This is a genomic window from Caballeronia jiangsuensis (assembly GCF_046030135.1).
GTDB classification, from domain to species: domain Bacteria; phylum Pseudomonadota; class Gammaproteobacteria; order Burkholderiales; family Burkholderiaceae; genus Caballeronia; species Caballeronia jiangsuensis.
Genome location: NZ_JAQQDB010000071.1, coordinates 1 through 22,856, shown reverse-complemented (window position 1 = coordinate 22,856; position 22,856 = coordinate 1). Strand labels below are relative to the sequence as shown.

At 61.8% G+C, this 22,856-nt stretch carries 18 protein-coding genes; 9 read left to right on the top strand and 9 right to left on the bottom strand.

All coding sequences use genetic code 11. From position 1 onward, the window contains the following. Positions 1-622 precede the first annotated feature (622 nt). Positions 623-916 (top strand): ATP-binding protein, encoded by a 294-nt coding sequence (locus PQR08_RS37510; RefSeq protein WP_408164280.1) that lies wholly within the window; start codon positions 623-625, stop codon positions 914-916. A 613-nt stretch (positions 917-1,529) separates the two neighbouring features. Here the strand turns inward: PQR08_RS37510 and PQR08_RS37505 are convergent. From PQR08_RS37505 to PQR08_RS37490, 4 genes are all read right to left on the bottom strand, one after another. Further along, the gene (locus PQR08_RS37505) at positions 1,530-10,139 is read right to left on the bottom strand and encodes a GH36-type glycosyl hydrolase domain-containing protein (protein ID WP_408164278.1); all 8,610 of its coding nucleotides are present in this window, start codon (positions 10,137-10,139) and stop codon (positions 1,530-1,532) included. A gap of 414 nt (positions 10,140-10,553) precedes the next feature. Beyond that, positions 10,554-10,838 carry a hypothetical protein gene (locus PQR08_RS37500; RefSeq protein ID WP_250487478.1) on the bottom strand — a complete coding sequence of 95 codons (285 nt, stop codon included), beginning with the start codon at positions 10,836-10,838 and terminating at the stop codon, positions 10,554-10,556. A 740-nt stretch (positions 10,839-11,578) separates the two neighbouring features. After that, a complete protein-coding gene (locus PQR08_RS37495; protein WP_250487467.1) occupies positions 11,579-11,848 on the bottom strand; it encodes a DUF1488 family protein in 270 nt (89 codons plus the stop codon). Between the two features lie 53 nt (positions 11,849-11,901). Next, entirely contained in the window at positions 11,902-13,068 is a 1,167-nt protein-coding gene (locus PQR08_RS37490; RefSeq protein ID WP_250487476.1) for a tyrosine-type recombinase/integrase, read from the bottom strand. Between the two features lie 194 nt (positions 13,069-13,262). On the opposite strand from PQR08_RS37490, the gene PQR08_RS37485 reads away from it, so the two are divergent. From PQR08_RS37485 to PQR08_RS37475, 3 genes are all read left to right on the top strand, one after another. Beyond that, on the top strand, positions 13,263-14,270 hold the full coding sequence (locus PQR08_RS37485; protein ID WP_408164275.1) for a DNA-binding protein: 1,008 nt from the start codon (positions 13,263-13,265) through the stop codon (positions 14,268-14,270). 84 nt (positions 14,271-14,354) lie between these two features. Then, positions 14,355-14,630, top strand: coding sequence for a type II toxin-antitoxin system RelB family antitoxin (gene relB / locus PQR08_RS37480; protein WP_250487477.1), 276 nt, complete (start codon positions 14,355-14,357; stop codon positions 14,628-14,630). A gap of 80 nt (positions 14,631-14,710) precedes the next feature. Next, the gene (locus tag PQR08_RS37475) at positions 14,711-14,989 is read left to right on the top strand and encodes an HU family DNA-binding protein (protein ID WP_053572625.1); all 279 of its coding nucleotides are present in this window, start codon (positions 14,711-14,713) and stop codon (positions 14,987-14,989) included. A gap of 29 nt (positions 14,990-15,018) precedes the next feature. Here the strand turns inward: PQR08_RS37475 and PQR08_RS37470 are convergent, their stop codons facing one another. Beyond that, positions 15,019-15,165, bottom strand: coding sequence for a hypothetical protein (locus PQR08_RS37470; protein WP_408123365.1), 147 nt, complete (start codon positions 15,163-15,165; stop codon positions 15,019-15,021). 153 nt (positions 15,166-15,318) lie between these two features. Between PQR08_RS37470 and PQR08_RS37465 the strand changes: the two genes are divergently transcribed. After that, complete coding sequence (locus PQR08_RS37465; RefSeq protein ID WP_313761222.1) at positions 15,319-15,759, top strand: SET domain-containing protein; 441 nt, start codon at positions 15,319-15,321, stop codon at positions 15,757-15,759. 123 nt (positions 15,760-15,882) lie between these two features. After that, the gene (locus PQR08_RS37460) at positions 15,883-17,091 is read left to right on the top strand and encodes a hypothetical protein (RefSeq protein ID WP_408164273.1); all 1,209 of its coding nucleotides are present in this window, start codon (positions 15,883-15,885) and stop codon (positions 17,089-17,091) included. A 610-nt stretch (positions 17,092-17,701) separates the two neighbouring features. On the opposite strand, the gene PQR08_RS37455 is transcribed toward PQR08_RS37460, so the two are convergent. Next, complete coding sequence (locus PQR08_RS37455) at positions 17,702-19,081, bottom strand: hypothetical protein (RefSeq protein WP_456264727.1); 1,380 nt, start codon at positions 19,079-19,081, stop codon at positions 17,702-17,704. 885 nt (positions 19,082-19,966) lie between these two features. On the opposite strand from PQR08_RS37455, the gene PQR08_RS37450 reads away from it, so the two are divergent. The 3 genes from PQR08_RS37450 to PQR08_RS37440 all read left to right on the top strand — a co-directional run bounded on the left by PQR08_RS37450 (position 19,967) and on the right by PQR08_RS37440 (position 21,567). Beyond that, positions 19,967-20,857 (top strand): hypothetical protein, encoded by an 891-nt coding sequence (locus tag PQR08_RS37450; RefSeq protein WP_408164270.1) that lies wholly within the window; start codon positions 19,967-19,969, stop codon positions 20,855-20,857. Positions 20,858-21,008: 151 nt separating this feature from the next. Beyond that, on the top strand, positions 21,009-21,125 hold the full coding sequence (locus tag PQR08_RS37445) for a LacI family DNA-binding transcriptional regulator (protein ID WP_235023596.1): 117 nt from the start codon (positions 21,009-21,011) through the stop codon (positions 21,123-21,125). Between the two features lie 142 nt (positions 21,126-21,267). Next, a complete protein-coding gene (locus PQR08_RS37440; RefSeq protein WP_250487474.1) occupies positions 21,268-21,567 on the top strand; it encodes a DUF4148 domain-containing protein in 300 nt (99 codons plus the stop codon). 159 nt (positions 21,568-21,726) lie between these two features. Here PQR08_RS37440 and PQR08_RS37435 read toward each other — a convergent pair whose 3' ends face one another. From PQR08_RS37435 to PQR08_RS37425, 3 genes are all read right to left on the bottom strand, one after another. Further along, a complete protein-coding gene (locus PQR08_RS37435) occupies positions 21,727-22,026 on the bottom strand; it encodes a type II toxin-antitoxin system RelE/ParE family toxin (RefSeq protein WP_086974055.1) in 300 nt (99 codons plus the stop codon). Then, the gene (locus tag PQR08_RS37430) at positions 22,023-22,280 is read right to left on the bottom strand and encodes a type II toxin-antitoxin system ParD family antitoxin (protein ID WP_408164267.1); all 258 of its coding nucleotides are present in this window, start codon (positions 22,278-22,280) and stop codon (positions 22,023-22,025) included. Before PQR08_RS37430 ends, PQR08_RS37435 begins: the two co-directional genes overlap by 4 nt. Positions 22,281-22,332: 52 nt before the next feature. Continuing rightward, the coding region (locus PQR08_RS37425; RefSeq protein ID WP_408164265.1) for a hypothetical protein at positions 22,333-22,856 on the bottom strand (524 nt) is incomplete at its 5' end.

The following is a 22,856-nucleotide window of genomic DNA, read 5'->3' as shown; positions in this document are numbered from 1 at the left end:
ATCAACCCGCATGCCTCGTGAGCCGCGTTACCCACTCTAAATTCAAAAGAGCCATAAAAAGAGATCCGGTGCCTTGGCGGCTTCCCCCTCAGGCGGTGGGCCGCCCATCGATCAGCTCGTACGCGATGTCAGACATCGGGTTAAGAGGGGCCCGGATATCCGACACGTGACTGACGGTTTTGGGCATCGTCTCGTGCGTTCGCATCGTCGTGCCGATCGTGGATTGCATGGTAGCGACGGCGGGTCCGAGATGAACGGTGAGGACGAAGGTTAGCGCGATTCCATCCAGGTGGTGTTGTAGTGGTTACGCATTCCGTCGGTCGTACCTGTGCTGGCATGAACTGCGAATCGATCTCACAGACGTGCGCCGGATACAACACAGCGTGTTCCGCTGCAACAAGGCGACCGCACCAGCGACGGGCGGAAAGGAATCGGCGATTTGCGTTGAATCTGTGTTTCGTCCGACGCGGCGCACGAGGGTGGCGCCAGTGGGGGGACCTGTCGGAACTCGAGCAATTCATCGGAAGGTCCGCTCGCCCGAATCTTGACCACGGCCATTACGCGGCGCAGGCGACTCCCGACTCAATATAGCGCTGGACAATAATGGCGTCAGTCAGGAACGCTGTACCGTAGGAGTTCCGCGCGCAATCGCGAGAGCTCGGCTCGCGCTTCCGCTGTTAGCCGGCGCAATTCCGATCCTGGTATCGGCATCACGGCCGAGGCGCTACCCCGCATCTTTGAACGATTTATCCACGATACCCATGCGATAACTTTCAATCAGGCGGGTCTCGGGATCGGCCTGACGGTCGTGCGCGAATTGATTGTCGCGCAAGGCGGCAGCGTGACAGCGCAAAGCGGTGGGCGCGACCTGGGCAGTCAGTTTGTGGTTAAGCTACCGCTTGCCCCTTACCGTTGACACGTGTACATCGAGAACAACCGCAATAAGGCGTGGAGATCGACGGGCTGGACGGGATAGCGGTCAAAGCCAGCGTCTTTCGCTCGTGTTCGAAACAGTGCGTCGCCATATCCCGACAACGCTATCGCGAATGGGACTGTTTGGCGCCCATCGGTGCGAAGAGGCTGGATGAGTTCACTTCCGGTTAACCGAGGTAGGCCGATATTGCAAATGAGGAGGTCATAACCTGAGTCACAACCAATAAAAAGCACTCCTATTCGTCTGAGGCAGTAGGCGCCGGGTGTCCGCCAAGCTCAAGGAAGTGCGGATTGCCTCATGAGAGTCCAGAGCGTCTTTCAATTACCAGATTGTGCAGAATCTTCGGTAGCAGGACTTGATCCCGGGATGGAGAGCCCGCCTTCGGTGAATCTGCGGCTTGCGAAAAGTCCGGGGCGGATGCCATTCATTTGGACGAAGCATCACGGAGTGCGGCGACTAGATTGCTGCTATTAGCCGGGGTGCGCTCGCGCGCCGCCGTTGTACACAAGCGCGTGCCCGAAGGAACAACGTGCAAGCAGCATCTTTTTTCGGTCAGTTACCACGGATGAGGCATCGTGCAGATGCCTCGCGAACGTTACACGGCTGGCTCCCACGCGTCGACTCCATCAGCAACACCCGGACGCACGGCGATCAGCAGCGTGTGCGAGGAGCTATCGAGTGGTACATAGACGCCGCCTTCGCCGCTGCAATCAATAGCCTTATTGTCGAGCAGGCCATGCATCTCACGCGCCCCCGGGACAGATTCCACACGGATTTCGCAGCGCGTCGAGTGCACATAGACCGTCGCTTCAAAGCCCGGCCACGAGTCTGGAATGCATGGATTCACCACCAAAAAATCGCCATCCCTGCGAATTCCCAAAATGCCCTCGACCCCCGCGCGGTACATCCAGCCCGCTGACCCCGTGTACCACGTCCAGCCGCCGCGCCCGACGTGGGGCGCGACCGAGTAGACATCGGCGGCGACCACGTAGGGCTCTACCTTATAGCGCTCGGTTTCCGTTGGCGTACGGGAGTGATTGACCGGGTTGAGCAGTGAAAATAGACCCGCAGCCCGTTTTCCGTCTCGCAATTTCGCAAATGCGAAGATCGCCCACATCGCGGCGTGGCTATACTGCCCGCCGTTCTCGCGTAGCCCCGGCGGATAGCCCTTGATATAGCCCGGGTCATGCGACGACTTGTCGAACGGCGGTGTGAACAGCAATGCAATCCCGTCATCGCGACGGATCAGTTGCTCGTTCAGCGAAGCCATCGCAAGCCGCGCGCGCTGCGGATCGGCCGCGCCTGACAGTACAGCCCACGACTGCGCAATCGAATCGATGCGGCATTCTTCGTTGGCGCCCGAGCCGAGCCAGCTGCCGTCGTCGAAAGTTGCGCGGCGATACCATTCACCATCCCATGCATCACGCTCCAGTGCCTCGCGTACCGAAACCGCGTGCGCGCGCCAGCGCGCGCCGCGCGCCTGGTCATGCGATTGCGCGAACGGCGCGAACAGGTCGATGGTCCGCAACAGCAGCCAGCCAAGCCAGACGCTTTCTCCCTGGCCGTTGGCGCCGACGCGATTCATCCCGTCGTTCCAGTCGCCCGTGCCGATCAGTGGCAAACCGTGCGCGCCAGTTAATTCGATACATTGATCGAGACCCCGTGCGCAATGTTCGAACAATGAAGCGGATTCCTCCGCGAGCATCGGCTGGAAGAAGATGTCGTGCTCGTCGTGCTGCAGCAGCGGACCGTCGAGGAAGGACACGACCTCGTCCAGTACCGCGCGATCGCCCGTACAGCTGATATACGTCGCAGCCGCGTAGGCAAGCCAAACGCGGTCGTCGGAGATTCGCGTGCGCACACCTTGCCCCGAGTGAGGCAGCCACCAATGCTGAAAATCGCCCTCGACAAATTGCCGCGACGCGGCACGCAGCAAATGCCGCCGCGTGTCGAGAGGCCGCACGTGGGTCAGTGCCATCGTGTCCTGTAGCTGGTCGCGGAAGCCATACGCGCCGCTCGCCTGATAGAACGCGGAGCGCGCGTCGACGCGGCACGCAAGCGTCTGATACAGCAGCCACCCGTTGAGCATCAGGTCCATCGCCCGATCGGGTGTTCTGACCTGGACGGCGCCCAGCACGTCTTGCCAATGGCGTGTGACATCGACAAGCACCTCGTCAAGGTCCGCGGCACGATAGCGTTCGATTAGGGCTCGCGCTTTGGCGGCGGATGCGCATTGGCCCACGAACGCGACCACTTCGACCGTCTCGTGCGCCCCCAGATCGATGAAAGTCTGAAGGGCCGCGCAAGGATCGAATCCAGCGCCGGTCACGCTGGACAGGGGCGTATTGCCGGTCAATGCGGCGGGCGCGGCTGGGTCGCCATAGCGGCCGAGAAACTCCGAGCGATCCGCGGTCCACGCGGTTTGCTGGCCACCAAGGTCGGCGAATGCGACACGCGTGCCGAAGGCGATATTCCATGGGTTGCGCGCGAACATCGCCCCCGTGGACGCGTCGATTTCCGTCACGACGAACGGCCCCGATGCGCTTCGCGAGGTCCCGAGCACCCATTCGAGCCACGCCGTTACCGATAGCCGCCTTCTGCGGCCAGACAAATTGCGCATTGTGAGCCGCGTGATCTTCACGGGATCGGCAAGCGGCACGTATTGCAGCAAGCCGAGTGCGATGTCGTTCGCGTCGTGCTCGAAGCGGCTGTAGCCATACCCATGACGCGCGACATACACGCCTCCATCGTGAATCGGCTGCGCAGTGGGAGTCCAGACGTCGCCGGTGCTTTCATCGCGCACGTAGATGGCTTCGCCCACCGCGTCTTCTACAGGATCGTTCGACCAGGGCGTGAGCTGGTTTTCCCGGCTGCTGTCGGCCCACGTATAACCGGTGCCTTCCGCGGCGACGTGAAAGCCGAAGTTGGGGTTTGCAATCACATTGATCCATGGTGCAGGCGTACTGGCATGGGCGGTGAGCACCGTCACGTATTCTCGGCCGTTGCTGCCAAAGCCGCCCAGGCCATTGAAAAATTCGAGACCTGCTGTCAGTGTCGGCACCGCGGACCTATTATCAGGGGCCGCTGGCCGCGACGCTAGCCATGGCGTTTTTTGACGGCGCGGCAAGACCGGCTTTCCCGGCCTTTGCGACAGGTAGCAAAGCTGGGTGGCAATAGAGCCGCGGTGTGCGAGCAGCGTTACGCGCGCGGACGATAGCAGCAGCGCCCGTGTCTCGACGCTCATCAGGTCGGCACGCAGCGCATACACCGAACCCTGCGCGAGTTCGCCATCAAAGCGGGGCCGCGATTGGCTGCTGCGCACTGCCGTTTCGATCGTCCCCTGTAAGTCCTGCATGTACGACGAAACCCGTTCGTTGACGATCACGAGATCCACCGCCAGCCGCTTCATACGCCAGTATTCGTGTGCCTTCAATAGCTGCAGCACCTGCGCGATATCTTCGACATCGCCGATACGGAGCAGCACGATCGGCAGGTCGCCCGAAATCGCGTGCGGCCACAAGCCCGACTGCGCGCCGGCGCCACGAACGATCGCGTCGGGCGCGGCCCTGAAGCGCGCATCGGCATACAGGATCGGTGCTGCAAGCCGTTGAAAGTCCGCAGCCTCTTCGGCCTCGACATCGAGGTAACGCAATTGCACCTGAGCTTGCGTCCACGCCAGTGTCTTCGCGCGATCGAATGCGTTGCGATCGTGATGCTGGTCGATGAGATCGAGCAACTGCTCGCGCGATTCGGCCACGACCGTCCAGAACGTCACACGCACTACCTTGCCCGGCGGAACCCGTACGCGATAGCGAAGCGAGAAGACTGGATCAAGCACGGTACCGGTGGTATTGGACAGCGGCCGGTCGTCGACGATCGACGCGGCCGAGCGCGCATGCCCTCCGCGGCCCAGAAAGCGCAGCCGATCCGTTTCGTACTGCGGTTCGGCGACGATCTCGCCCTCGACCACGCCGAAGTGTGCGGCCCACACCTGCGGTTCGTCGTGCGAACGCGGACGCCGTGTCGCCACCAGCGCTTCGAATTCGGCGAGATGCTCGGTCTGCACGAACATCCTTGAAAAAGCCGGATGCGCGTTGTCGGCGGCCAGCGTGGCCAGCGCGAGTTCGGCGTACGAAGTCAGTTCGATTTCGCGCGTGCTGCGCCCGCTGTTCGCGAGCGATACACGACGCACTTCGCCGTTCGCTTCACCGGAGACCAGCACGTCCATGGTCGTGATCAGCGATCCGTCGCGGCGAGTAAATTCCGCGTGGTCTTCGCCGAACACGACGTCGCCGTATTCGAGCGCGAAAGCGACCGGTTGCGCGCTGGCAGACCAGACCTGTGTGCCCAGCGTATCGCGCAGGTAGATAAACGAGCCCCAGTGGTCGCGGGTCGCGTCTTCGCGCCAGCGCGTGATCGCGAGTTCGCGCCAGCGGCTGTAGCCGGCGCCGGTCGCGGTGAGCATAACCACATACCGTCCGTTCGACAGCAGATGCGTAATCGGTGGACCGTTGGACGCTGTCGTCTCCGATACGCGCCGGATCGTCGGCGGCATCGTGGCGGCGTCCGCTGCGGACGTGCTCACTTCCTCGGCGCGCGGTTGGGCCACGCCGACGTCGCGCGGCATGCGTTCCTGCAGCAGCAGTTCGCTGGCCTGGATAATCGGCTCGCGGTGAAAGCGCGCACGCATCTCTGCATTGAGCAAGGTGTTGGCGATCGCGACGATCGTCATGCCCTGATGATGAGCCATGAAACTGCGGACGATCGCGAAGCGCTCTGTGTCGGGCAAGCGACTGCGGGTGAAATCGAGCGCCTCGTAAAAGCCGTACCGGCCCAATGCGCCGAGTTTCGCGAGTCGCGCGAAGTTCTCGAGGGCGGCCAGCGGGGCGACCATGGTCGCGAGACCCGTCGCATAAGGTGCGATGACCCGGTTTTCGGAGAGGCCGCGTTTCAGGCCGAGACCAGGTACGCCGAAGTTCGAATACTGGTAATTGAACGCCATGTCGCGGGCCTGATAAGCAGATTCCGAGATGCCCCATGGCATGCCGAGCGACCTTGCGTACGACATCTGCCGTTCCACCACCAGTCTGCTGGTCTGTTCAAGCAAACTGCCAACCGGTGCACGCATCACCAGTGACGGCATCAGATACTCGAACATCGACCCCGACCACGAGATCAACGCGGAACCGTTGCCGACGGGCGTCGCGGAGCGGCCGAGGCGAAACCAGTGACGCGTCGACACATCGGCCTTCGCGATCGCAAACAGGCTCGCCAGCCGCGCTTCCGACGCAAGCAGGTCATAGCAGCTCGTATCGAGACTGTTATCCGCCCGCGAGTAGCCGATCGACAACAGCTTGCGATCCCGATCTAGCAGAAACGCAAAGTCCATCCCGAGCGCCATCGCGCGTGACGTGTCGGCAAGCGAGCGCAGACGCGCTTGCAGAAGCTCTGGCGCGGCGATAAGTTGCTGCCGGTCGCGATGATGCTCGCTCACGCTGCGGTTCAACGCTTCAATCCAGAACATCAGATCGGCATAACTGTCGTCGCCACCCGCCGGCATGATCGCACGCGTCGTCTGGGCGGCTTTCTTCGTGAGCCGGATCAGGGAAGGCGACAACGCATCGAGCATCTGCGGTCCACGCAGGTGTGCATCGATTTCCTCGAAAATCCCGACGAGCTGTTTTCCGTGCTCCGCGTTTGCCGCTGGCAGCGCATTGACTGCTTCGCGCGCGAGTTGCAGATTGTCGTGTATGCCGGACCTGGCAGCCGGCGCAAGCGTCGCGGGCAGCCATTCTTCGCACGCGTTGGCAAGTGCAATCAGATGGCCGGCGAGATTGCCGCTATCGACCGATGAGACATACGCAGGTGCCAGTTCCCTCAGGTCCCGTGTGTCGTACCAGTTGTAAAAATGTCCATTGAAACGCTGCAGTTTCTGCATCGAGGCGAACGCGGCTTCGAGCCGGTCGACGGTTTCCGCCGTCCCGGCCCAGCCGAAATCGCGCGCAACGACAGCGGATAGCAGATACAACCCAAGGTTAGTCGGCGAAGTGCGCTGTGCGATGACCGGCTTCGGATCTTCCTGGAAATTATCGGGCGGTAGCATGTTTTCGAGCGGTGTAACGAAGGTCTCGAAGAAACGCCATGTACGCCGCGCGATCAGGCGCAGATCGCGGGCGTTTGCTTCGGACATCGCAAAGCGCCCGGCAACTGGCGGAGAACGGCTCGACCACAATGCAAGCGCTGGTGCGGCGAGCCACAGCAACGCAAATGGCAAAACAAGCGGCCAATGGGTTGGCTCAAAGGCTAAAGCGCTGGCGCACAACACAAGGGCGAGTGTGATACCGCGCGTCATCTGTCGATAGAAGCCGCGCCAATTTAGGCGCGGGCTAGCCTTCGACTGTGCCGCCGTCGTCCATTCGAGCAAATGGCGACGCGTGATGAACAACCGCACCAGCGTTCGAACGATCGCATCGCCCATGCGCCATGCCTGATCCGCGACGAATGCGGTGGATAAAGCGACCTGCAATGCGGCGAGCCGCACATCTGCACCTAGGACGCGCAGGTGATTGCGCAGGCGAATCCCGGCACGCCGTGGCAGCAGCGCAAATAGCGTCGGCAGGAAGGCGGGAATTGCGAACACGCACAGCATCGCGAGTACGCCCACGAGCCCGGTGCGCAGTGGCATCAACCAGCACAGCGAGAACGCAGCGACCATCGTTGGTGCGAGCAGCGAGCGGCGCAGATTGTCGAGCATCTTGAAGCGGCCGATGGACGGTAGCGCGGGCCGCACACGACCTCGCTGCCCAGCGATCCATGGAAGCAACTGCCAGTCGCCGCGCGTCCAGCGATGCTGGCGCTTGGCTGTGACGTCGTAACGTGACGGCACTTCCTCGACGACCTCGACATCGGATGCGAGGCCTGCACGCGCAAATACCCCCTCGAACAGATCGTGACTAAGCAGCGCGTTTTCCGGCACGCGGCCATGCAACGCCGCTTCGAAAGCATCGACGTCGTAGATGCCCTTGCCGGTAAACGAGCCTTCGCCGAAAAGGTCCTGATAGACGTCGGATACAGCGGCCGCATACGGGTCCATGCCGCCTGGACCGGAGAACACGCGCTGATAAAGCGATCCTTCCTGGCCAACAGGGAGCGATGGCGTTACACGTGGCTGCAGGATCGCGTAGCCGTTGACCACGCGTTGCTCGGCTTCGCTGAATTGCGGCAGGTTCAGCGGATGCGCCATCTTGCCGATCAGACGCAGCGCCGCATCGCGCGGCAGACGCGTATCGGCGTCGAGTGTGATGACGTAACGCACGTCTGGCGGCACCTGTGGTGCGCGCCCGGCTATCGGAACGAAATTCGTATCGGTCGCGCCGCGCAGCAGCCGGTTGAGTTCATGCAGTTTGCCGCGTTTGCGTTCCCAGCCCATCCACTTGTTCTCGCTCGCGTTGTACACGCGGCGACGATGAAGCAACAGGAAACGGCTGCCGGCACCGCCTGGGCCGTGCCGGTGGTTCAATGCCTTGATGGCATCGGCCGCGATGGCGAGCAGAGGCGCATCGCCGGGCAGCACTTCCTCGTCAGCGTCGAGCCCGTCGGCCAGCAACGCGAACGACAGATCGCCGCCGGCGCCCGCCAGGTGATGGACCTCGAGACGTTCGATCTGCTCGCGCAAATCGGCCTCGCTGGTCAGAAGCGTCGGTACGGCGACGAGCGTGCGCAGCGATGACGGCACGCCAGCGGTCAGTTCGAGCCCGGGTAATGTGACTGCGCCGAAATTCCATGTCACCGCGCGGTTGACGAGCGCGGTCGCGACCTCGGTGGCCGGCAGAAATCCACATATCGCAAACCACGCGAGAACCCAGACCTCGGCCTCTCGCGGCGGTGTGGACCACAGTGACCACATAGCCCACAACGTCAGCGCTACCAGCATGGCGGCGAGCGTCAGGATTGTGCCGACATAGCCGCCGATACCCAGACGTACGCTAAACCGCGTGACCCGCAGACGGGGCGGCGGCCGAAAATCCAGTGCTTGCTCGAGCGCTCGCCGGCCTTCGGCGATCAGATGAAAGCCGGGCTCCCCAGCGCGTCCCGCGCGTGCCGTATCGCCCGCTGCTGCAATGGCGGCTTGCGCCAGCTCCAATGCGAGGGCGGCGACTTCGAGTTCATTCGCAGATGAACCGCGCGCCAGTTGCTCGATTGCGCTGCGATACAGATTGCGCGTCGGGAAATCCATCGTGCCGAACGCGCTGCCCGCGCGCAGACGCGCATCGACCAGGCTCATGCTCTCGAATAGTTCCGTCCAGTCGATGTCGGAAATCAGGCGAATACTGGTGATCACGTTGCGCACTGTGACGTTCGATGCGCCCTGGCGCTGCTGTGCGTGCTGCACGACTTCATCGACGGAAAGGCCCTGGCGTTGCAGCCGCTCTTCCAGCCAGCCCAGCGCCGGCGTGGTGCGTGGATCCTGATCACGGAGCCGTTTAGCGAGTTGCGCGGCAAACGCCTCCGACAACACGCCCGATGAACGTGTGGCGATATCCGCTTCCAGTGCAGAACGCGCGCTGCCCGATTCAAGCAGACGGTCGGTGAGCGCGTCGGCGTCCGCGTGCGCGCTGCGACCCTCGGTGATCAGGTCGGCGAGACGTCGCAGATTCTCGATCATCACGATGCGCAATGTGATCGCCACGGCCCATAGTTCGCCGATCGTCAAGGGCTCAATCCGTTGATAGGCATCGATGAAACGTCGCAGCACCTGCGGGTCGAAGTAACTGTCGGTGTGCGCTACGAATGCCCACGCAAGGCCGAAGACGCGCGGATAACCGGCGAACGGGCCCGCAGCGAGTTTTGGCAACTGACGGTAATAGCCTGGTGGAAGATCGTCGCGAATCTCTCGGATCTGTGCTTCGACGAGGTGATAGTTGTCGAGCAGCCATTCTGCTGCAGGCTCCACGCCCCGGCCGCGTTCCAGTTCAGCGGCACTCGCACGGTAAGCCGCAAGCAGGACGGCAGCGTTATCGTTGAGCCGCGTGTGCAGCGCCAGCACGACCGGCGGTGTGTTCGAGACCGGCTGCGCGGCGGCGAGACTTTGCGCGTGTTGCTCGAGCCGTTCGACACCAAATAGTTCGGCGCGCACTGGCGAAGAGTCTGTCCATGGCGGCGAGCGCGGGCGAAATCGTGCCGCATACTGAAGCAATATGTTCACTGACTCCCTTCCTGCGAATAGGTAGTTGTAGCGGATAACGCTAAACGTCGCGCGACGCTATCGAAAGGCGTGTCGGACGCCATCGCTACGACGATTCTGGGTCGTGCGCACGGCTTGCCGGCGTGATGAACGCCGCCGTTAGCGCGCGTGCGGTAAGTCGCCCGATGTTGCGCGACAAATCCAGTAGCGAAGATGAAATGAGTCAGTCTTTGGCTAGCCCATTTGGCACCGCGACGAGCGTGCGCGCGGAAGAGGGCGGTCAGAACACCGAGATCAAGGGTTGCGCATTCAGGTGCGGTTTATTTCTTTTTCGCTGGTGAACCCGCAGTGGCAGTCCTTGTGGAGGCCGTCCATGATACTTCCGATACTGGAGGCGATACTTTTTTCGGCTGTTTAGGCTTCTTTGCCTCGCGACTACCGCGTAGTTGACTCTTTGCCATGGTGTTTCTCCAGATGGGCGATCGCACAGTGGCCGCCTTGCCGGCCATTCTGGGCGCATTTGGCGGTTCCGTCGCGATCTATTTTTTCAAGGACGCACTGTGTGGGCGGCAGCTCGTATGAGGCGCTCGGCGGCGTCTGGCCGCTCTGAATCAGGTCGCCAGAGGCGAGTTCCACCCAGTAGGTCTGAAACGAAATCACGCCGTTGTTGCGTCCCTGCAAATACATCTTCCAGAAATGCTGCGGCAAGGCTGCCGTCATCGCCGCAGGGGTTGGCACATATGTAGGCCAGCGAACCGTTGACGTAATACTCGATCTTGCCCTCAACGGGAAGCCTGCAGATGGGTTCACCCGTTTCGGAATGCACGGGGCGAGCCGCTCAGCGTAGCCCGCGGGTCGGTTGACGTAAACGGCCGCTCCGATAAGGCCCGTGCGCTTTGGCTCCAAAGCGAGGAAGCGGAATCGGCGCGCCGGCGCAAGAGCGAGCGTTTCCTTGAGATCTGCGCCCAGATTCGTCCTGCCGTCGGCGCGCTACCCGAAACGCTGGCGGAATTGCTTGAACGCAGTTCACCCACTTCGTCGATCAACACATCGGGACTGCGGCAGAGGTGATCGATCGATGAAGCGGATTGATCGATGTTATCGAAGACATGATGCAGCTCGAAGAAGGCGAACTGAGTCTGTCGCCGCAGCCGACAAACGGTCGCGGATATGCCGCGGCAACGGCGCGCCGTGGAGCATAGCGTGCATGGCATCGATGTCGGCCTGCGAAACGTCGATTTCTGGCGATGGCTGCACACTTGCGGGCGCGACGCTTTCCATCAACCCTTGCCCGGACAGCACCGGCGGGTCGTCCGTGTCTCGCAATTTGCAAGCTCGCACGTAGGAGCGACCGCTTACAGAAGTATCCGTCACAAAATGCAACTAATCGTCTTTCCCACCAGCCGCATTACAATCGTCGACACCAGCGCCCGACCAAAAAAAGGCGTCGAGCAAAGCAATTAGCCTTTAGCGAAGTCGGTCGCAGTGAGCTCGAGATGCTTCGAGGGATGTGCCAGGAGCTTTCGCTCGGCGATGGCATGAATGCGGCCAAAGCCATCGCGGAAGACCTTCAATGTCCGAGCATCGTCTGCACTCGGCGCGAGCCAAAAATACGCTTCGAGGGCTGCGCGTGAAACGACGCAGGTCACGGGTTGCGCGCGCCAGTGCATGATGAAGGTGAGGCTGCGTTTATCCGCCGAGATGAGTGGTTCCGGTGGGGGCGCTTTCATGGCGGTCTTACTTGTGTCGGGGTTGCGTAGTAGTCAAAGGTTGCGCGCGCGCGTCACCAGTCTATTCGGTGCTTTTCGTCGGTCTCTTGATGGCGTCGGTCGTCATCGATGTGCAGGTAGAGGCTCGTCGTCGTCAGCGATGCATGCCCGAGGTTGTCGCGCACGAGGCGCAAGTCGACTCGCTGGTCGGCCATATGTGATCCTGCGCTGTGCCTCAACCAATGCGCCGAGGCTTTTGCCAACAGGTCGGCCCGTGCGGCAGACGTCTCGTCGCGCTCGCGGAGTCGGGCGGCGGCCTGCGCGAACACTTCTTTGACGATCGCATGCAGTGCGGCGCGCGTCAAAGGCGCGCACGTCTGCGTGCTACCGTTCGCTGCCGTCGCGCCAATGGGCAAGACCAGCGGCGTGTCTTCATTGGGCGAGGGCAGTGCACTCAGCCCGAGATGCTGCCGGTAACGCGAGAGCTCCGTCATCATTTCACGCGTCGCAGGCACGAGCCGTTCCTTGCCGCCTTTGCCGTGCACGGTGAGCCACCATCGCATCACGCCGTCTGCATCGCGCCGAACAAAAAACTGCCCCATCGTATTGCCACCGACCTCAGCAATCCGCAGGCCGCCCAGATAGAGCAGCGTGAAGAGCCACCGCACACGAGAGGCATGAGCGATCTCGCGCGGCGTATCGCTTGGCATGGCCGCGATGGTGTCCTTGACCTCTTGCCAGATGCTCGGCTCCAGATAGCGGGTGATGCGTGGCGCCGCGTGTCGGGCACGCTGTCGGGACAGCGAGAGCGGATTGCCCGCCAAGTAGCCCGCCTGAACCAGCCACGAAAACAGCGCATTCAGAATCACGGTCGCCTGGCGCTGACTCGCAGGTGAGAGCGGTCCGTAGAAAGGACGCCAGCGCGCGTCGCTGCGGGCGTGCTTACGCCCGCCACCCGCAACCCAGCTGGCCGCCGGTTGCGGATCGGCCAGGAAGTGTTGATAGCGCAGGCAGTCCTCGTGCGTGAGCGATGAGAGTGGTTTGTTGAGCACGACGACCGACCAGAGCAGGAGGCGCTCGGCTTCCTTGCGGTAGTTCTCGAAGGTGGTCCTGGTGTCCGTGAAGCGCAAGAGCCACGCCCGGATCGCATCGAGATCGTTGTTCGCGGCGATCTGTGCGCGACCCGTGACGGCGCGATTGAAACCCGTGGAGCCATCCAATTCGGACGGAATGACGAGCATCTCCAGCGGCGCAGGATGAAGCGCGACGGAGGGCGGCGAGGGCAGTGCGGGCTTCAAGATCGGGCGATTTGGAAAGCGGCTTTGAGCCATTTTAATCGACATTATAGGATTAATGTCAAATCAATAGCCACGTTGGATTGGATCTATAGCGGATTACGTTGTAATATGAGCGCACTGCTTATCCTTTCGCGGCCATGCCCGACGTTCTCTCCGACGAAACCCGCCTCGCGGCCGATATCGAGCGCCTCAAGGTCGAATTTCCCAAGACGCGTGAACTCTATCGCGAGGTGTGCGCGCTGCTGTTCTTTCGCTTTGGCGTGCCCCCCACCGCTAACCGCCTCTACAACCTGGTCCGGCGCGGCACCATGAGTACACCCGCGTCGGTCTTGAGCGAATTTTGGGCGGAATTGCGCGAGAAGAGCCGGGTGCGCATCGAGCATCCGGACTTGCCCAAAGATTTAAGCGAAGCGGCGGGTGAGTTGATCGGGACGCTGTGGACGCGCGCGGCGACGTCCGCCCAGGCCGAACTGACGTCGCTGCGCGACGAAGTCGAAGCGCAGCGCGCGGAGGCTGAGCGAAGGGTTATCGCAGCCCGGGAAGAACTGGGCCGCACAGAAACGGCGCTCGAGCAACGCACGGCGGCGCTGCTGGCGGCCCAGGTCGAGATCCGGGAATTGGAGCGGCAGCAGGCGGAAGACGCCGCCACGCGTAAAGCGCTGCAGGCGCAGATCCAGCGTCTCGCCGAGGAGGCGGCTATGCGCGAACGGGAAGTCGAAAAAGTGCGCGACCTCTTCTCGCGAGACCTGGAGAAGCTGCGAGAAACCGCCAGTCGTGCCGAGGAGCGCTTACGCGCATCCGAGAACCGCGCGCTCCTGGAAATCGATCGTGAACGCAGCGCCGCAGCGAAGGCGCAGAAAGAACTGGCCGAGGCCTCCAAGCGGGCGGAAAAGCGAGAGGCCGAGCATCGTCGCACCGTCGACGCGCTGCAGGCGCAGCAGGGCGACACGCGCCACCAGAACGGGGTGCTCCAGGGCAAGCTCGCCGCGCTCGAAGCGGCACAACACGCGCTTCAGGATCAGCTGAAATCGCTGCGCACCGCGGCGCGGCCGTCGACGCGCGTGCCCGCTCGCGAAGACCGTTCGAGGCGAGTCGCCCGAAAGGCAGCGGCCGGCAAAAAGGCGAGCGCGAAAGGTCGTCCGTAAATCATGATCGGATCGCGCCCGCGGGCAGGCGCAATCCAAGGCCGAAGGCGCGCCATGCGCGTGATCGGCCAAAGGAGTGAACAGATGAGAAGATCGGCAGAGAACAAGTTGCGGGTGGTGGCGGTGCGCATCGACCCCGTCATCGAGCAGCGGTTGCGGGTCTTGGCCGAGGCCACGGGACGTAAACAATCGTTCTTCCTGCAGCGCATGATCGAAGAGGGCATCGAGGCCATGGAGGAAATCTGGCTGTCGCCGCAAACGCTCGCCAAGGTCCGAAGAGGCGATTTGCCTGACCTGCTTGACGCGCGCAGCGCGACTTCCGACTTGTTCGACTTGGACGTGACCGACGCAGACTCGTAGACAGCAGAGCGTCTGCGATCCGATGCGTTGCCAGCGTTCGGTATCATCCGGTTTGTCTCTAACAGAAAGGAAGGGTTTTAATGAACAAGCAGGAACTGATTGACGCGGTGGCGTCCGGAGCCGGTACGAGCAAGCTCGCCGCCGAGGAGGCAATCAATGCCGTGTTTGAGACGATTGCGAAGACGGTGGCAGCAGGTGATGCCGTTCAACTGATCGGCTTTGGCTCGTTTGGGGCCGGCGAACGCGCCGCGCGCACCGGTCGCAATCCGAAGACCGGTGAGCCGATCGAGATCGCGGCAGGCAAGACGGTCAAATTCACCGCGGGCAAGGCGTTCAAGGACGCCGTCAACCAAGCCTGAGCGAGGGCGGCGCCCGTCACGCCGCCGACTTAGAAGAGTTGCGCATCGAGCGGCCGCAGGCTATTGAGCTTGACGGCCGTGCGACGTTCCGTGCCGTCCGCATGAATCGAGCGGATCATGATCCGTCGGCCACGCGCTTCGCCCAGCACCTCAACGATGCGATCCTCGTACCTCATGAGGGTACCGCGGGGCGGTTTGCGTTTGATGCGGCTGCGACCGGAAGAAGGCATAGGGGTATCGACGGGCGTGCGGCGATCGTATCATGCCGAGATGCCGCGGCGGCACATCGTGTCGCTCACCAGGTCACAGCAATAGGGAAGGGCAAAAGCATGCGCCGCATCGTTGTACGTTCTTCGCCGGTCCACGGACGCGGCGTATTCGCGCTCACCCAGATCGGTGCCAACGAGCAGATTCTGGAATACAAGGGCAAGCGGGTGTCGTGGGCACAGGCGCAGCGCCAGTATGCGCGCTCGGCCGCCGAAGACGGTCACACGTTTTACTTCGATCTCGACGACGGGCGCGTGATCGACGGTGCACAGGGCGGCAACTCGGCGCGTTGGGTCAATCACAGTTGCGCGCCGAACTGCGAGACCGAGCAAGACGGCAGCCGGGTGTTCTTTCACACGCTGCGCGACATCGCGCCCGGCGAAGAGTTGTTTATCGACTATCGGCTTTTTGTGGAAGGCCGCAAATCTGCCGCGCTCAAGCGGCTTTATGCGTGTCGCTGCGGGTCGGGCGCCTGTCGAGGGACGATGCTGGCCGCGTCCTGAAACCACCGATGAAATGATGCGCGCGCGCCACGGGGTATCCCACCTCAACTACCCGTTCAAATATCGCACCGACTCGATCGCGATGGGTCCGATCGTGCACCGTGCTGATGAAACGTGACTGTCATGCCCTCACCCAAATGGATATTTGCTTCACGCTTTAGACGCAATGCGTTCGGGTGGCGATCGTCGCTACCAATTCAACGTCTGAAGGAGGCGGTGTCTGAGATTCGTTCCGTCGCGCGTACGGATTGCGCGCTCGCGGCCGATGGGGCGGTTCTGCTCCTCGAAAAGCTATCACCCGCACTCGAGCAGGTCGATAGTTCCTCGGGCGCCCTGGGCAGTGCGGTCAATCGCGCGATCGACACGCTTGTGCTGGTGATCGTAGCGGCCGACGTGACGCTTGCTGTACGCGGACGTTGGCTGGACAGGCTATTCGAGGCCTTGCAAGACGATCAGATGCCCTACATTGAGCCTCTGGGTGATCACTGGGGCACGCTGTGCGTGACGCCCGAGTTGGCGTCGGAATGGGCGGATCGGCTATTGCCGCTTGTCACGCACGTGCTCCAGGCCGAAGGCTTCAACTACTTCGTCGGTACGGTGCCGTGCTTGAGTGCGCTTTTCACTGCCGGCCGCTTCGAGGAGCTTGTTGAGCTCGCCCAGCGTGATCGGCTGAAGTCCTGGTGGTATCGACGCTGGGCCGTTGACGCGCTGGTTTCGCTCGGACGTCCGGGCGACGCGCTTCGTCTGGCTGAAGCGAGTCGAGGGCTGAACGCGCCCGAGCACGCGATCGCGCGAGCGTGCGAGACGATTCTTCTAGGGTGCGGGATGAGAAACGAAGCCTACGAGCGCTACGCCATTTCCGCGAATCGTGCAGGCACGTACCTCGCAACGTTCCGGGGTATCGCAAAAAAATATCCTGAAAAATCGCAGGAAACCATTTTGTCCGACTTGGTGCGCAGCGAGCCCGGGTCGGAAGGCAAGTGGTTCGCCGCCGCAAAAGACGCCCGCCTTTTCGATCAGGCGGTCGCGCTGTCCAGGCAGAGTCCCACCGATCCGAAAACGCTCATTCGCGCGGCGCGAGATTACGAGGCGACGCAGCCGCAGTTCGCGATGGAATGTGTCGTCTCCGCGCTGCATTGGATGGAGGCCGGCTATGGCTACGAAATCTCGGCGACTGATGTCATCGATGCGTATGATGCCCTCGTTGCCGCGGCGCTCGCCGGTCGCGTGCCGATGGCCGCGGTGGACGACTGTGTGCGAAGCCTGATTAGCAATGCGAATTCGCTGGTGGGGCGAGCGTTGCACACACGCATGGAAGCCGCCCGGCGCTAGAAAAGAAGAAAAGAGAAGGGTATCGGCTGATGCAGCCCTTGGGCGTCGCGCACTTCTGTACGTGAATCCGGCACGGTCCGATCGTTCGCAGCCAGGACCCCAAGGCCGGCCGGTTGCGCGCCCGCATGCTTCCTTGACATCCCGAGAATCTCAATACGCTGGTCTCAACCGATCAGGAGATGCACAGCGTATGAAGACAACCGCAGTCGACCGAAAACATCACGTCCCCGGTACGTCGCCCGACTTACTCAAGCGGACCTCCCTGGAAGCTGATCGCGAACTCGCTCATATACGGAAACTGGTGACGGCAGTGCGTGCAACATCAGCTCCGTTGCCGATAAGCGTTCGGTACTGGAGGGCACGTCTGCATGAGCTACGCGTCGCCTACGCGTTGCTGCCCGCCCAACTTGCCCGGCAGTCTGTGCTTGAGCTTGACGTCGAGGAGATCGCACAGAAACAGGTGGAGGTAGGGCCGAGCGATGAACGCCGCGTGGCGTAGCGGCGTCCTCGAAGATGCTTCAGTGCTCGATTGCTGCCTCTCGACAACGGGCGGCGCCTTGGCGAGTCCGTCCGTGAGACCCGCACTCATAGAGCTTTCCGGACGTCGCTGTCATAGCAGAACGGCTTGTTGCAATAGCTCCAAGGCTTTCAACTCGTCCAAGCGACCGGTGCGGGCCTTGCCGGCGAGCGTCTTCAAGAGTGCCTCGGCGATCGGTGGGATCCCGTCAAGACCGTCTAGGTTGGTTCCCAAAGCGGCGGAGGGCGGCGTTGCTGTAGATTGCGACGTTGACAACGGGGGCAGCGACTCCCCGGGCGCAGAGATGGGGGCGGGGGCGTGGCTTTCGATGCGCTCCAGGGGACTGTCGGCGCGGGTTGCAACGGCACCGCTGACGTTCTCGTGCTGAGGACTCCCAATGCTGTCGCCGTGGCCCGCCGCATCAACTGGCAATGGCTCGGTGTACGGGTTACTAGAAGTGCTAGGCAGCGCTCCATCCATCTCGCTGGTCGGAGCGGCTGCGACCTGTGTATCCTGATACGCCGCCGCAGCGGTTGGCGCCGGTGCTTGGCCAGGCGCGCGCACGCGTGATGCGGGCGCGAGCAACTGCGCGACTGACTCGGGAATGTCGGCTTCAATGCGGGGCGTGTCGAGCCACCCTGCAGGCAAGCCAAGCCCCGCGGTGAAGCGCTCGGCTTCAGCATCATCCATGCGCTTCTTACCGTGGAGTCGGTGCGCCATATTCGAACCGCTAAGACCCAACACCGCGCCGAGCTTGACCTTCGAACCGTTACGTGCGGTGAGAACGTGAAGATTGGCCTGCCTGATGCGCTCTACGGTCGCACCGCCGTTTGGCAAGGCCTGCTTACGCCCGGCCGCTTGATGCGACCCGTGCGGTTTGGACGTATCTCCTGCTCTTGCAGCTTGACCGCTTGTCTGCGCAGAAGCCTTTTGGGCACGGGTCTTGGGCGCGCCCGACGCTTCCTTCGAACTCTTAGACGGCATGGTCGTATCCTTGGACAAGCTGCTGGCAAGCAGCGATGGCTTCTGCGCACTTGGAAGAAGGGGTGCTGCGTCGATGTCACCTTCATCGACAATCTCTTCCCTATGGACGAACTCGAGCGGCGCCTTCAGGCGCGCAATCGTCTCCGGCGAGAGGGCCGGATGATGTTGGTCGAAAAAGCCGGAAGGTAGCCCGAGCGTCGTTTCCATGTGGAAGGCGGTTTCGGGCGTAAATCGCTCTCCGCGCATTAGTTCGGCGATTCGGGTCATGCTGGAGTCAAGTCCCAACGCAATATTCTCCGCGCCGACCACATCGACGAGTAATTTCAACGAGCGAGTCTTAATAATCGACGCCGGCGTGATTCCACCATCACTCGCCTTTATAGGAGGTTGGCCTCGCGGTGGGCGCTTCGGATTCGTCAGGTGATGAGGTTGGCGCCGACTGTTTGGCTTGCCCCGATATCCCGCATTCGGTCCGCGGGTTTGACTCATAGGAGAACTCCGGTGCAATGCGTGAAATTTCCGCGTTCCATTATATCGGCCGTCGTTCGATCTGAGCGACTGTCGCCACGCACGCGTCGTGTGTGGTGCTGGAGGGCGCGTTCGCGCGGCGGGGACCGATCGCGATTAGTGGCGCGCCGCAGTGGAACTGAGCGGCGAGGCGCGCCCGCTAGCGGCGAACCGTTTGAGCCTGTCTCGTGCAGCAACGTGAACATATCTTGGCGCACTCGATAGTTGTCGGTCCGCCTGTTGCAACACCGCTTCGAACAACGGCAGGTCCGCCGCCTCGAACGCCCATCGCCGCTCGACTTCGGCGCGCTGCAAACAGCGCTCCAGAGCCGCTTCAGCGCGTGCATAAATATTTACATCCCGCGTCCCCATACCCCGCATCTTGCACAAAGAACGTGACGTAGACGAGTTGAATAAGCTCGTTAAAAAGATACGCCGATCCAGCACCGGCCCGACAGGCGGCAAACGTCAAGTGATTCGACAAGGCGACAGTCTGCGCTGCTGAAGACGGGAGGGGCAGCAGCATCTCTTTGCTGAGCGGTTTGCGCCACAGCGACCGAGCAGATTGCGAGGAAGGGCGGCGAGATGACATCGGCAAAGAAGGACTTAAAGGTGTCTGCTAGATGCGTGCGGCAAAATGATAACTGGCTAAGAGGCGCGCTATTGTGTCGCATGCCTCGTTCACGCGCGGGATGGGCCAACCATATGTGAGTCGGCGAACTTGGAGGCATCTCAATAATGCGTCGCTTTCCTTGACAGTCGACGGATCAACACAGCGTTGCGTGCAATGACGCATCGCAGCTTTTTTGACGCGGCGAAATCGCTTAGCCTGTACGCTCTTCCTGGACCTTCTTGAGCGCAACGACGATGCAGCAACTCGACATATTTGCCGACAGCCGGGACGTAGCAATGCGCAATGATGTGGTCGAGCAGTTGCAGCTTCGCGACGCCGCCGCAGCGAGAGCGGCGCTGACAGTGCTCGCGGCCGACTACGCGCGCGACAGTGCTCTGCCTGCAATGACGGTGCTTGTCCACGAACTCGAGAACGCATCAACGCTCGCCGTGACGGACCACACTGAGTTGGCTGTGATCTGCCGTCACTTCGAGCATGAGGTGTCGCACGCTGCTCAACAAGTACTGCCCGGGCAGTACGCTCAATCGTGGATGGCAACATGCTGGCGTGAACTTGCGCAGCGTGCCGCGGCGTTGCCGTACTGTGGCGTCGACCCTGACAGTCACGCGGCACCGCTGTGGCTTCGAGCAAGCGACTGGGCCGCGGCTAGCGAAGCGGTCGAAACGATTGCATCCTGGTGGCGCATTCCGTCGCCGCTTGCCTGGATGACCGAGGCGCGCTATCGTGCCGCCGGAATCGACGCCGCGTGGCCGCTATTTGCGGAATTGGCGTGGTTGGCGCCGGCCAAGGTCGCCGCGCTCTTCGACACCCTGAGGGACGCTTCACTCGACGCGCTGCGTCGACGCTTTGATGCAGAGTTCCCAGGCACTGGCGAGATTGAAGATTACGCGTGGTTCCCCGCGTGGCTGTTGATCAGCAAACCAGCAGTTGCAGGCAGGCTCGGCCAGGCGCGCGTGCAGCGCGACATGCCGGCATCGCGTGCGACTGCCCTGCTGGGAGAGATTCTGCGTCGGGAACGTGAAGGCGAACAGCGCGGACTAATTGCCCTTCGTCAGGACATCCGCCGTCTGCATGCGGGCCTGTTTGACCTATACATGGCAACGCGGAACGTGCAGCACCGATGAGCTGCCTATGCTACCGAGCCTCGGACCACCGCGTCCCGATCGAAAACCGAATCACTGACTCGGAAATCTCGCTCCGGACTTTCGGCTGCGCGTGGAAGGCGAAGCGGACTCTGGCGTTTGGACTTTCGGCATAGGCATTGGCTCACGGACCGTGCAGGACGCCGCGCGCCTCGCGAAGGTGTCCGCGGGTTCGGTATCGCGCGTGCTCAACGAGCTCAACGGACGCGACGAGGTCGCACCGGAAATCCGCGAGACCGTGACCGGTTGAGCATCGACCTAGGGTTATCCCGAATACCGCAAGAATTTGTTGTTCAAACGCTCATTAATCTTAAGCGGGTACTTACCTATACTTGAGTCACTGAAACGCAAGCAGGGCTGTTTGCGAAAAACAAGACTCGGAGGTAAGCATCATGAAACTCGCAACTATCGTCGTCGCCGCTGCACTCGCTATTCCGGCGGTTTCTTCTTTCGCTCAAAGCCAGCCGCTGAGCCGCGCTCAAGTAAAGGCAGAACTGGTCCAGCTCGAACGCGCTGGATATAACCCGAGCACGGATCGCGTGACGTATCCGGCCGAGATCCAAGCTGCCGAAGCGAAGGTCGCGGCGCAGAACGGGCAAACGAGCTACGGCGGCGTGGCTGACACTGCGTCGGCTTCGGGCGGCCCGGCTCACACCGGCAATAGCATCGCGCCTGTTTATTTCGGTCACTAATCGACTGACAGAGCCACGAGGCTCCGACTTAAAAACAAGAGAACTGGCCGCTGTGGTGGCACCGCAGACGGCCAGTTTGCTCAATTGCACCTCCGCCACCGGCGTAGCCGATGGCTTGCCCAGCACTTAACTCGTTCTGGGCTCTTTTCGTGGGTGTGTCTAGGGGAAAAGGATAGCGGCGATGTCTCTGGCGCTATGCAGGACGTGAATGACGTCGATGCGCTCGGGTTGACCCGTGACGCGGTAGAAAATCTGGTAGCTGCCGTGAACCCGATGCCGCACGCCGCGATCTTCGTATCGAGGCACGAGCGGGTAGGCGAGGGGCATGTCTGCAAGGCTCATGCACTTGTCACGCATCTCAAGAACGAAGCTCAAGGCGCGGCGCGGATTGTCGCGGGCGATGTAGTCGCCGATGGCCTCAAGCTCGGCCTCGGCGGCCGGTAAAATGCGAACGATCATGCCTTGCCGTTCATCATCGCCTGATATTTAACTTCAAGCCGGTCGAACACTTCTTGGCCGGGTTGTCCTCGGTCAGCCTCTGAATCGGCGATCCCTCGCTCGATCACGGCATCCAACGCGGCAAGCTGCGTCTCGCGATCCTGAATCAATCGCACGCCTTCGCGCAGCACTTCACTCTTCGAGCCGTACCGTCCGGTTTCGACCAGCTTCGTAATGTATCCCTCGAGCTGTTGTCCAAGGTCTGCACTGATCATGGTTCTGCCCTCCAGGAAGTCACCCCCACAGTATAACCCTTAATAACTATTATCAAGCGGGGTCAGCACCGTCTGCTGCAAAGGACTGGTGGCAGACAACGGCGCAGGAGGCCGGTGTCGATTGTTTTTGAAAAGCAGACCGCTCAGGAGAAGTTGGACGATACGGTTGTAGAAGTGCACCGGCTCCGCGATCGCCCGCGAACCTGCACCTTGCAAGGCTTAACGGAAAGCGTTCGCGCACTCCGTGCGCGATGTTGGCATTGATAAGGCAAGCAGCCGGATCGGCAAAGACGGTGACATCTGCTGTCGGCGTTTGTCTCCAAAGACCAGATCCGCGATGACGGGCGGCCTTGAAGCGCGGCGCGGCAACCATCACAAGGCACATTGCTTGCCGCTTTTGCGGCGATTCCCGGCCCGTCAACGAAGTCGGGGCAAAGAGGAGGGCCGCGCTGCTCGCTAATCGGCCATTGCGGACGCTCGACGAGGCGGCTCTGAACGTCCGCAGTATTGCGGCTTGCCGACGTCGGCGGCGCCGCAGCGGCATGGTCACGTGCAGGATCCGCGAGCCTACACTTT